Annotated in this window: 12 protein-coding genes; 1 reads left to right on the forward strand and 11 read right to left on the reverse strand. The window is 66.7% G+C overall.

Going from position 1 to position 11,280, the window contains the following annotated elements:
- The 11 genes from A5651_RS00945 to A5651_RS00995 form a co-directional block, all read right to left on the reverse strand.
- Positions 1-430: site-specific integrase (locus A5651_RS00945; RefSeq protein WP_197496493.1), on the reverse strand; the 430-nt coding region annotated here is incomplete at its 3' end.
- A complete protein-coding gene (locus tag A5651_RS00950; protein WP_066974668.1) occupies positions 427-1,050 on the reverse strand; it encodes an NUDIX hydrolase in 624 nt (207 codons plus the stop codon). The genes A5651_RS00945 and A5651_RS00950, both read right to left, overlap by 4 nt.
- Positions 1,043-2,815, reverse strand: coding sequence for a CTP synthase (locus A5651_RS00955; RefSeq protein WP_066974654.1), 1,773 nt, complete (start codon positions 2,813-2,815; stop codon positions 1,043-1,045). Before A5651_RS00955 ends, A5651_RS00950 begins: the two co-directional genes overlap by 8 nt.
- 147 nt (positions 2,816-2,962) lie before the next feature.
- Positions 2,963-3,901 (reverse strand): copper transporter, encoded by a 939-nt coding sequence (locus A5651_RS00960; RefSeq protein ID WP_066974656.1) that lies wholly within the window; start codon positions 3,899-3,901, stop codon positions 2,963-2,965.
- Between the two features lie 12 nt (positions 3,902-3,913).
- On the reverse strand, positions 3,914-5,098 hold the full coding sequence (gene steA, locus A5651_RS00965; protein WP_066974659.1) for a putative cytokinetic ring protein SteA: 1,185 nt from the start codon (positions 5,096-5,098) through the stop codon (positions 3,914-3,916).
- Between the two features lie 93 nt (positions 5,099-5,191).
- Positions 5,192-6,958, reverse strand: coding sequence for a DNA repair protein RecN (gene recN, locus A5651_RS00970; protein ID WP_066974661.1), 1,767 nt, complete (start codon positions 6,956-6,958; stop codon positions 5,192-5,194).
- Positions 6,958-7,881, reverse strand: coding sequence for an NAD kinase (locus A5651_RS00975; protein WP_066974662.1), 924 nt, complete (start codon positions 7,879-7,881; stop codon positions 6,958-6,960). Before A5651_RS00975 ends, recN begins: the two co-directional genes overlap by 1 nt.
- A complete protein-coding gene (locus tag A5651_RS00980) occupies positions 7,878-8,696 on the reverse strand; it encodes a TlyA family RNA methyltransferase (RefSeq protein WP_066974664.1) in 819 nt (272 codons plus the stop codon). The genes A5651_RS00975 and A5651_RS00980 overlap by 4 nt, the downstream gene beginning before the upstream one ends.
- A 6-nt stretch (positions 8,697-8,702) precedes the next feature.
- The gene (locus A5651_RS00985) at positions 8,703-8,900 is read right to left on the reverse strand and encodes a hypothetical protein (RefSeq protein WP_066974669.1); all 198 of its coding nucleotides are present in this window, start codon (positions 8,898-8,900) and stop codon (positions 8,703-8,705) included.
- A gap of 13 nt (positions 8,901-8,913) precedes the next feature.
- Positions 8,914-9,939 carry an HAD-IIA family hydrolase gene (locus A5651_RS00990; protein ID WP_197496494.1) on the reverse strand — a complete coding sequence of 342 codons (1,026 nt, stop codon included), beginning with the start codon at positions 9,937-9,939 and terminating at the stop codon, positions 8,914-8,916.
- A 1-nt stretch (position 9,940) separates the two neighbouring features.
- Positions 9,941-10,759 (reverse strand): tetratricopeptide repeat protein, encoded by an 819-nt coding sequence (locus tag A5651_RS00995; protein WP_197496495.1) that lies wholly within the window; start codon positions 10,757-10,759, stop codon positions 9,941-9,943.
- A gap of 208 nt (positions 10,760-10,967) precedes the next feature.
- Here A5651_RS00995 and A5651_RS01000 point away from each other — a divergent pair, with 208 nt between their 5' ends.
- Positions 10,968-11,144 (forward strand): hypothetical protein, encoded by a 177-nt coding sequence (locus A5651_RS01000; RefSeq protein WP_156662480.1) that lies wholly within the window; start codon positions 10,968-10,970, stop codon positions 11,142-11,144.
- Positions 11,145-11,280 lie beyond the last annotated feature (136 nt).

Genomic DNA, 11,280 nt, shown 5'->3' on the forward strand with positions numbered 1-11,280 from the left:
GATTTCCTGGCCGCACTCCGCCGCGGAGACACCGACAGTGGAACCAGCCCGCTGTCGGCGGTTTGACGGCGCGGGCCACGTCGAGATCGGTGACTCCTTCGGCCGCCGCGAAGCGGTGCAGTCCGCGCACCGCGATCAGCGCCCGCGCCGCCGATACCGCCGACAGCGGGCTGGTTCCACTGTCGGTGTCTCCGCGGCGGAGTGCGGCCAGGAAATCGCTCACATCGGCCTCGGTGACCTTGCCGAGGTCGTCGATGCCGCGCTGAGTCAGGTGTTCGGCGTAGCGGCGCAGATCGCGGCGGTAGGACTTCAACGTGTTGGCGGCGACGCCGCGCTCGATCGTCAGGTGATCGAGGTAGCCCTGGAGTTGGTCGTCGAGGGCCGGCCTGACTGCCGATGTGTCGGTTGCGCGAACAGAGGACGCCGTCATCGCTGGGCTGTCCGACGGGCGAAAGCGGTCGGGCGGTCGACCCACTCAGCGTCGACCTGTCGCAACGGGTGGTGGTCGCCGCGGACGGCGTGGGCGGCAAGGATTCCGCTGACCGCGATGGTGTTGACGATTTCGCCGCGCAGGACCATTGCGACAGCGTCGTCGAGCGGAAACCACCGGACCACCAGATCGGCCTCCTCGTCGTGGGCATCCGGCCGGCCGATATCGGACACCCCCGTGGCGAGATACACCCGGACACCCTCGTCGCTGAAGCCCGGTGCACTGACGAGGTCCACCAGAACCCGCCAGGTCGAAGCCGACAGGCCCGCCTCTTCCTTCAGCTCACGCGCCGCGGTGATGTGCGGCGGCTCGCCGCCCATGTCGAGCAGGCCGGCGGGCAGCTCCCACAGCCGCCTGCCGACCGGGTGGCGGTACTGATACACCATGACGACATTGCCGTCGTCATCCATCGCGACGATGGCGACGGCACCGTAGTGTTCGACAACCTCACGCCGGGCCGTGTTGCCGCCCGGCATCAGAACCTCATCGGCGCGGAGAGCGAAAATCTTTCCCACGTACAGAGTTTCGGATTCGACGGTCTCGAAATCGTGTTCAGCCACGGGCTTCGGATTTTTGCCGGGAGCCATCTTGGAGCAACTGCTCGACGCCGTCGGTGTGCTCGGCCCCGTTGGCGCGGTGCTCGATCTCGACGGGCAGTCGCTCGGCGGCCTTGAAGTCCAGCGCGGCGCCGATGAACGACGCGAACAGCGGGTGCGGACGCGTGGGCCGGCTCTTCAACTCGGGATGCGCCTGCGTCCCGACGATGAAGGGATGGACGTCGGCGGCATACTCGACGAACTCCACCAGGTGTCCATCAGGTGAGGTACCCGAAAACTTCAACCCGCTTTCGGCAATACGGTCGCGATAGGCATTGTTGACCTCGTAGCGGTGCCGGTGCCGTTCGGACACCTCCGTGGCCCCATACGCTTGCGCCACAATGGAACCCGGCTGGAGGACCGCGGGATAGGCACCCAACCGCATGGTGCCGCCCAGGTCGGCGTCACCTGCAACGGCATCTCGCTGATCGGCCATGGTCGAGATGACGGGATCGGCGGTATCCGGATCGAACTCGGCGGAGTTCGCGCCGGTGATTCCCACCGACCGCGCCGCCTCGATCACGATGCACTGCAGGCCGAGGCACAAACCGAGAAGAGGCAGGCCGCGTCTGCGCGCGTAGCGGATCGCACCGATCTTGCCCTCGATCCCCCGGATTCCGAAACCGCCGGGGATGAGCACGCCGTGGACGTCGTCAAGCAACGCCGCTGCGCCGCTGTCGGTTTCGCAGTCGTCGGAGGCCACCCACCGCATCTCCACCTTCGCGTGGTGCCTGAAACCACCGGCGCGCAGGGCTTCCGCCACCGACAAATACGCATCCGACAGGTCGATGTACTTGCCCACCAAGGCGATTCGCACGGACTCGTGGGGCTCGTGCACTCGCTGCAGCAGATCGTTCCACTGGGTCCAGTCGACATCACGGAACGGCAGGTTGAGCCGGCGCACCACGTAGGCGTCGAGTTCCTCGCGGTGGAGCACCTTTGGAATGTCGTAGATCGACGGCGCGTCCGGAGTCGAGATCACCCCGTCGATGTCGACGTCACACATCAGCGCGATCTTGTTCTTCAACGGCTCCGGCACATCGCGGTCACACCGCAGAATCAACGCGTCGGGCGTGATGCCGATGCTCCGCAGAGCCGCCACCGAGTGCTGGGTGGGCTTGGTCTTCAACTCACCCGACGGCGCCATGAACGGCACCAGCGAGCAGTGCAGGAAAAAGCAGTTCTCCCGGCCGACCTCGTGGCGGACCTGCCGCGCGGCCTCCAAAAACGGCAGAGACTCGATATCGCCGACGGTTCCGCCGATTTCGGTGATCACGATGTCGGGTCGCCGGCCCTGATCGTCGGGTTCGGCCATCGCCAGGATCCGGCTCTTGATCTCGTCGGTGATGTGCGGGATCACCTGAACGGTGTCGCCGAGGTACTCGCCGCGGCGCTCCTTGGCGATGACCGACGAATAGACCTGGCCCGTCGTCACGTTCGCAGAGCCGGACAGGTTGCGATCGAGGAAGCGCTCGTAGTGTCCGACGTCCAGGTCCGTCTCGGCGCCGTCCTCGGTGACGAACACCTCACCGTGTTGGAACGGGTTCATCGTGCCGGGATCGACGTTGAGGTACGGGTCGAGCTTCTGCATGGTGACCTGCAGACCGCGGGCGGTCAGCAACTGTCCGAGGCTTGAGGCGGTGAGACCCTTGCCCAGCGAAGAAACCACGCCGCCGCTGACGAAGAGGTGCTTGGTCGCGGTTTGCGGGTGCTTGCGTAATGCTGGCAAGAGCGACCTCCGTGACGACGGGCAGGGCTTACTTTTCTAGGCGAATTGCCTCATTGGGGGCCTGCCGACCCACGGAACTCCACATTAACACCGACCCCGACAAGCCGTCGCTGACGCGCCGCGCGGGAAGCACTACGCCGCGACGGCCTACTGCGGGACCGTCACCGACGTCGCGCCTTGCCCGATGCCGTACTGGCCGGGCCTACCGCCGCCCATCAGGTCTTGCAGGGCAAGCACCGTGGTGATACGACCGGAGGCGGCGTCGACGTCATCGACGGTGCTGACCGCCGAGGTCAACGCCGCGTCCGACCGGGTCACGGCGACCGCTGCGGTACCCGAGGCCACGCCGTCACGCCCTGCTACGACAGTGCCGGAACCGTGGGGCGCCAGGCCGGCCGCGAAGCGGGCGACAGTGGCGCCTCTGTTCCCGGCGTCATCACCGAGGCCTCCCCCGGTGACGACCACGGCGGTGTTTGCCGCGCCGATGCGATCGGCGTAGGTGATGAACCCGGTATCCCGCAGTGCGGTGAGCACGGTGTCGCGTTGTTGGTCGTCGACGGCGGGCACCTTGGGGTCGCGGTTGATCAACAGTGCGATGCCCAGCAGGTCACCGGCTTGGGAACCCTGGTCCACCGACTTGGTGCTCAATTGCGCGCCTGCGGGCACGATCGGCGAATTGACCACGGATAGAAGCTTCTCCGCGGAGTTGGCGTCGACGAACTCGTTAGTCAACGACACCGTCCCTGTGACGGTTCCACCGGCCTGTTGGACCATCCGCGTCAGAGAATCGACGTCGTCGTCCTGGGCATCCGGTGTCCGGAAAACCACGACGGACTTGCCGGCCATCGCATCACGCAGAATTCTCGGTGACATCTGGGTATCGAATTCACCTGCGGCACCCAGCTTTTCGTTGAGCGCATTCCGCTGCTCGGTCAGCCCGTCGAGCTGGCTCTGTAACTCGTGCTTGTCGTCGCGCAGGCCGGACAACACCGTGTTCGACAGCAGTCCGGAACCCAGCGCCACACCGATGGCGAGCGCAAGGAAAACTGCGGCAAGCGAGATAGCATGCGTGCGTAGGGAAATCACCGCATCACGCTCCTAAGTAACCCAGCTCTGAACCCACAGCAAGAACCGATTCCAATAGTCGACGGCCCAGTCGATCACCGCGCCGTCGGCCCGCGACACCCACAGCGCGGCGATCACGGCGACCAGCATCGCCAGCACGAGAAGCGCGATCGCCCCACCGGAAACGCGGCTGCGATAGAGCGTGGCGACCGCCTTGGCATCCACCAGTTTCTCGCCGACCTTGAGGCGGGTCAGGAACGTCGACGGGTTGCTGTGCTGCCGGGACCGGTCGAAGAACTCTTCGATGCTGGCAGTGTGGCCGGCGGTCACGATCAGCGAGGCGCCGTGGTGGTCGGCCAGCAGCAGGGCGAGATCGGCGGCCGATCCCGCGGCCGGAAACGTCATCGCGCCGACGCCCAGGTCCTGGATCCGCTCCAGCCCGGCGGCGTGGCCGTCGGCGTCGGCAGGCAGCACCACTTGGGCACCGCTGCGCAGCACCTCGGCGCTGATCCGTTCGGGATCACCCACGATCAACTGCGGGCGGTAGCCGGCCTTGCGCAGGATGTCCGCGCCGGTACCGACGCCGACCAGCACCGGCTGGTACTCCTTGATGAACGGCTTGAGCGCCTTGAGGTCCTGGGCCGCGTTCGGTTCCTCGGCGACGATCACCACATGGCGGCGATGGAGGTCGACGTCGATATCCGGGATGCCGATGCCGTCGATCAGCAGCGGGCTCTCACTGCGGATGAACTCGATCGTGTTGCCCGCGAACGCCTCGAGATGAGCGACAAGACCACTCTTGGCCTCGTGCATGAGCTCGTGGATCTCGTGATCGGTGCGCTCGGTTCCACAGGCGAGTCTGCGGTCTCCGGAGTACACACCGCCGTCGTAGAGCCGAATCCGGGCGCCGTCCTTGACGCGCTTGAACACCTCGGGGCCGGTCTCATCGATCAGCGTGACGCCGTTGTTGACGAGCACCTCGGGACCGAGGTTCGGATAACGGCCCGAGATGGAGGGCGAGGCGTTGACAACGGCGGCGATATTGGCTTCGACCAAGGCGTCTGCGGTGATGCGGTCGAGATCGAGCGCGTCGATCACCACGATGTCTCCCGGTCCGACGCGCCTCAACAACCGATCGATGTCGTGGTCCACGCGGGCGGTGCCGGTAATGCCCGGCCGTGGGCTGGCAGTACGGGATAGCAGCGCTGACATCTTCATAGCCGCGATTCTGTCGGCCAACCCTCAACTAGAGGTGGAGGCGCGCCGTAACACCAGCCTCAGTTGTCGCTTTCTGTCACACCCGTAACAGGCCTAGGAAGCCAGTTCGCGGTCCGCTTGCGCAGCGCTGAACAGCTCACGGGCATGCGCACGTCCGCTGTCCGAGTCGCCGAGGCCGGCGAGCATGCGGGCCAGTTCAGCGATCCGGCCCTCGTCGTCGAGCCGACGCACGCGGCTCGACTTGTTGCGGCCCGCGCTGTCGACGACGAGATGAATGTCGGCGTAGGCGGCGACCTGCGGCAGGTGGGTGACGACGATGACCTGATGCGTGCGCGCCAGCCGTGCCAAGCGCCGGCCGATCTGTACCGCGGCGCGGCCGCCGACACCCGCGTCGACTTCATCGAAGACCATGGTGGTGCCCTCCACCGAAGCGGCAAGCACCACTTCCAGTGCGAGCATGACACGGGACAGCTCGCCACCCGACGCGCTCTTGTTCAACGGCAGCACATCGGTGCTCCGGTGCGCGGCGAACCCGAACTCGACGGCGTCGACGCCGTCCGGTCCGGCGTGCACCGTCTCACCCGACGTCAAGGTCAGGGGTGCCGAGTCGTCCCCCCTGACGACGAGCGGGGACACCGCGACGGTGAATTCGGCATCGGCCATTGCCAATCCGGACAGCTCGGCGGTGACGGCCTTGGCCAGCCCTTTGGCCGCCTTGGTGCGTGCCTTGCTGAGTTCGGTTGCCGTAGAGCTGACTTCGGCTTCCAGCTCGTCGACTCGACGCCGCAGGCCGGCCAGCGTCTCCTCAGAGACGTCGAGCTGCGCCAGCCTGTCCCTCGACTCGCGGGCCCAGGCCAGTACGCCGTCGATATCCGCGGCGTACTTACGGGTCAACGTCCGCAGCTCGGCTTGCCGTGCCAGCTTCGTCTCCAAAGTGCTGGCATCGCTGGGCAATTCGCTGAGGAAGTCGCCGAGCTCAGTGGACACGTCTCCGATCACGGCCAGCGCCTCTGCCAACCGGTCCCCCAGCGCCCGCAGCATGTTGTCGTCGGTGGCCTCCAAGGCGGACTTTGCCTGCCCGACTGCGTGAGCGGCTGACCCGGCATCGGAGTCGACGGCATCGTCGAGGGTGCCCGACAGAGCGGAGCGAGCAGAGTGCGCGGCTTCGCGCAGCGCGTCCAATTCGGACAATCGCCTGATGTCCTCGACGAGCGTGTCGTCTTCGCCGGGTTGTGGGTCGACGGCATCGATCTCGCCCAGACCGAACTTGAGCCGATCGGCCTCCTGCGCCATTTCGCGTGCCCGCTGGGTCCTTCCGGCCAGGTCACGGCGGGCCGTCTGCCACGACTGGCGCGCGGCGCGATACCGCTGCAGCAGCGTTGTGATCCCGGCGAAGCGGTCCAGCGCGGCCCGTTGTTCGTCGCTGCGCATCAACCGCAGTTGGTCGTTTTGTCCATGCAAGGTGAGGAGCTCGGTGGTGAAGGTGCTCAACGACTTTGCGGGCACGCTGCGGCCACCGAGGTAGGCGCGCGACGGTCCGTCACGGCTGACCGAACGCGCCGCGATGATGCTGCCGTCTTCGTCGCGGTCGGCGCCCGATGCGTCGAGGATGTCGTCGATGTGGCTGGTGACATCCCCGCCGAGTTCTTTGGTGCTGAACCGTCCTTCGACGATGGCACGGTCAGCGCCCGACCGGATACGCGTGGCATCGGCCCGCGCGCCGCCGAGCAGGTGAAGCCCAGTTACCACCATCGTCTTGCCGGTGCCGGTTTCGCCGGTCAGCACGGTCAACCCGCGGTCGAATTCGGCTGTCGCCGTGCTGATCGCGCCCAGCGACTCGATGCGGATCTCGGAGAGCACTACTGCCCGCGCCAGCCCGTGACCGGCAACCGGAATTTGCGCACCAGGCGGTCGGTGAACGGGGCGCTGTCCAGGCGCACCCACTTCACCGGAGTGCCACATCGCGTCACCTCGAGCCGACCGCCCGCCGGCACCACCATTTCGCGGCGACCGTCGCAGAACACCAGCGCATCATGACCGGACGCTTCCACCTCGATGGCGATCGCGGCGTCGGGACTGGTGACCATGGGTCGGGCGAACAGCGCGTGAGCGTTGTTGGGCACCACCAGAATTGCTTCGAGGTCCGGCCAGACGATGGGCCCGCCTGCGGAGAACGCCCATGCCGTTGAGCCCGTGGGTGTCGCGACGAGGACACCGTCGCAGCCGAATGCCGATACCGGGCGGCCGTCGACTTCGAGCACGGCGCCGAGCACGCCGAGGCGAGGCCCCTTCTCCAGGCTCGCCTCGTTGAGCGCCCACCCGCGGCTGACGATTCGACCTTCGACACGGACGACGACGTCGAGCGTCATGCGTTCCTCTACGCGGTAATCCCGCTTGACGACGTGTTCGAGCACTGTGTCGATGGAATCCGCTTCGGCCTCGGCGAGAAAGCCGATGCGGCCGAGATTGACGCCGAGGACGGGGATTTCGACGTTGCGCGCGAGTTCGGCCGCCCGCAGGAAGGTCCCGTCGCCGCCGAGCACGAGGACCAGCTCACACCCTTCTGCCGCGAGTTCGTCGGCATCGACCACCTCGACGTCGACTCCGAGTGTGCGCATGTCCTCCGATGCCAGGTGCACCGATCCGCGGTCGACGGCTTCAGCGGACAGCACCCGAAGGCCAATGCCGTTGTCGCCAAGCACTTTTTCCACCCGTCGGGCGGTCTCGGTGACTTCGTCGCGGCCGGTGTGAACCACCAGCAAGATGGTGCGATCGGATGTCATTGAGGCCCCTCGGCGATAGCACGTTGCACGGCTTGTTCGAGTGTGTCACCCGTCAATGCACGTTCGGCTGGGTTCGCCGACCGGCGCAGGTGCAGAAAATATTCGACATTGCCCGACGGCCCCGGCAGCGGGCTGGCGGTCACAGCGACTGTGTGCCAGTTTAGTTCGGCCGCCCGTCGCGCAACCGACAGCACGGCGGTGGCGCGAAGCGCGGGGTCGGACACGACGCCGCCCGCCCCAACCCGGTCTTTGCCGACCTCGAATTGTGGCTTCACCATGGGAACGATATCGGCATCGGCCGACGCGCAGGCGCCCAGCGCCGGCAGCACCGCGACCAGTGAGATGAAGGAAAGGTCCGCGACGACCCGGTCGACTGGGCCACCGATAGCCGCCGAGGTCAATTCGCGCACGTTCGTGCGTTCCACCACCGTCACCCGTTCATCCGAACGCAAGCTCCACGCCAACTGCCCGTAGCCGACGTCGACGGCGACGACCTCGCGTGCGCCCCGATCCAGAAGGACCTCGGTGAATCCGCCTGTCGAGGCGCCCGCATCAAGGCATCGTGCGCCCGCCACCGAGATACCGAACGCGTCGAGCGCCCCGATCAGTTTATGCGCCCCGCGAGACACCCAGGAGCGTTCACCGGAGGCCGCGACCGTGAGCGACGCGTCCACGGAGACGGCGGTAGCGGGCTTGGCGGCAGGCATCCCGTTGATGCTGACCCGGCCTGCGGTGATCAGTTCGGCCGCCTGCTGTCGTGACCGGGCCAGGCCGCGCCGCACCAGCTCGGCGTCAACACGTGCGCGCCGCGTCACGTGACATCATCCGTCCGGGTTTTCCGATGGCACCGGGCTTTTCTCCACCGACTCCAGCGCCTGAACCAGAAGGTCGTGCGCCTCCTCGAGCCGGGCAGCGACGCTGTCGATGTCGACTTCCTCAGCACCGTATCCCTCGATATCGGGTAGCTCGGCCAGCAGCGCCGCTATCCGGGCGCGGATCTGGTCAGGTTCGGTACTCATGTCGGTGTTCACGCTAGTCGATGGGCAACTGCGCCGACGTCAACAGTGACCACTGCTTCAGGGCGGTGCGGGCGATGTCATCGCCGGCGACGATCGCGTACGGCCGCCCGACGAGGTCGGCGCTCCAGACAGCGTCGGCGACCGCACGCACGACGGTCAACGAGTCGGAAGGCTCACCACCCGCGTTGTGCACGGTCACCTCCGATGAGCCGATGTCGACATGCCACGCCGGGTGTGGCCCGACACGCAGCGCGTCTGCGCTGGTATTCAGCGAGCGCAGGTCGGCCGCGAGGTAGGTCGGCCGCTCCCCTGGCACTGCACGAACCGTCTCTTCGGCGGTGCTGACGCCACAGAGCACCATCAGGCTGGGCAGGCCCGCCGCGTTGGCGCCGGCGATATCGGTGTCGAGCCGGTCCCCGACCACCAGCGGTGACCGAAAACTGCCGCGCGACAACGCATCTGTGAGGAGTGTGGATTGGGGCTTGCCTGCGACCGTCGGCCTCCGATCGGTCGCGGTCTGCAGAGCAGCGACCATCGAGCCATTTCCGGGCAGCAGGCCGCGCTCGGAGGGCAGGGTCTTGTCGACGTTGGCGGCGACCCAGAGCGCGCCGCCCCGAATCGCGAGCGCAGCTTCGGCGAGGTCCGGCCACGACGTCTCAGGAGAATGACCCTGCACGACCGCGACCGGGCCGTCCGACCACAGCCGGACGGGCTGCAGGCCGACGGCGGTGATTTCGGCGGCCAGCGAATCGGTGCCGACGACCAATACCTTGGCTGCGGAGGGTAGCCGGTCCGCCAACAGGTGGGCGGCGCTCTGCGCGCTGGTGACGACGTCGTCGCCCTCTGCACGGAAGCCCATGGCACGCAGGTGTAGGGCTACTTCATCGGCACTACGTGAGGCGTTATTGGTGACGTACAACGTTCGAGCGGTGATGGCTGCGAGGGTGTCGATGGCGCCCGGCGTAGGCTCGTGTCCGCGGAACACCGTGCCGTCGAGGTCGAGCAGGAGGCAGTCGTATTCCTGCACAAGGGATGTCACGTCAGGACAGCTCCGTGATCCGCTCTTCGGCGTCGGTGACGCCTTCGACGTCGGCGGCTGCGGCGTTGATGAACCATTGAAGGGCTTCATCGCTTCTCTCGAGCGCAAGGAGCGTCTCGGCGTAGGCGTAGAACAGCCGGGCCGCGGTCTGGCCGGTTCGGGTGGGGTCGAGTTGGGGTGTCGACAGGATGGCCAGTGCCTGGTCCAGCTGGCCGAGATCGGACCGGGCGCCGGCTAAGACGATGCGCAGTTCGTCGGCGTCGTCGCCGGTGAGTTGCGCGGCCTCGGGACCGCGGGCCAGCTCGATCGCTCGCTCGGGGCGGCCGAGACCGCGTTCGCAGTCACCGATCAGCGGCAACAGCGGGGATTTGGAGCCCAGCCTGCGGGCGGCACGCAGTTCGGCGAGGGCCTGGGCCCAGTCGCCGCATCGATAGGCGGCAATGCCGACGGCTTCACGCACCGCCGCGATACGACCGGAGCGCTCCCTGGCGGCTCGGGCGTGCTCGAGTGCAGCCTCGGGATCGTCGTCGAGTGCTTCGCCGGCCGCCACGAGGTGCCGTGCGACGAAGTCAGCAGTGTTGCGGTCGAGTGTGGTGAGCTCGCGGCGGATCTCAGGAGACAGTTGCCGGGCCTCGATATCGGAGGACAGCGTCGGACCGCTGCGTTCCGGCGGCGCTTCAGTTTTCGGCTGCGTGGGACGGGCGCGATTGGGTCCCGAGCGAGTCGGCGCTTGTTGGCGACCCCCGCGTCGCTGCGGGCCGCGTGCGCCGCCGCCACTGCGAGGCTGACGCCGCTCGCCGCCTGCTCTGTTGTCGGCCACAGAAACCTTTCGCCGGGAAATCTCGTGCCAGAATACGGCCCGCGGCGTCCGGGCCGCGACGGCCCGCACTTTGTTCGGAAGTCACACTGGGTCTTGCTGCTAGCCTCGCGGCACGCACTCCCCGCAAACAGGCAGTGCGTTCGAGGCGGGCAAAATAATCATGCGAGTCGCGGCGATAGCCGCAGTCTTGACAGGTGCGTCGGTTGCAGTGGCCAGGCCGTCGAACGCCGAATTGCTCGAGGGCACCTACGTAGCGGCAGTGATCGAATTGCATCGACAGGGCAATACGTGGACTGCGGTCTCAAGCGGGATCGCGACCACCATCGATAACAACGCCCTGGTTGTCAATTCAGGACTCTTCGTCTTTCAGTTGACCAAGGGCTGAATTCAGCTACCTCACGAAAAGAAGTGCCCCCCAAGCAAATTGGGGGGCACTTCTTTGTGTGTGTTCGGCGGTGTCCTACTTTTCCACCCGGGTTGGGTAGTATCATCGGCGCTGGCAGGCTTAGCTTCCGGGTTCG

The organism is Mycobacterium sp. 1274761.0, from assembly GCF_001668615.1.
Taxonomy (GTDB): Bacteria; Actinomycetota; Actinomycetes; order Mycobacteriales; family Mycobacteriaceae; genus Mycobacterium.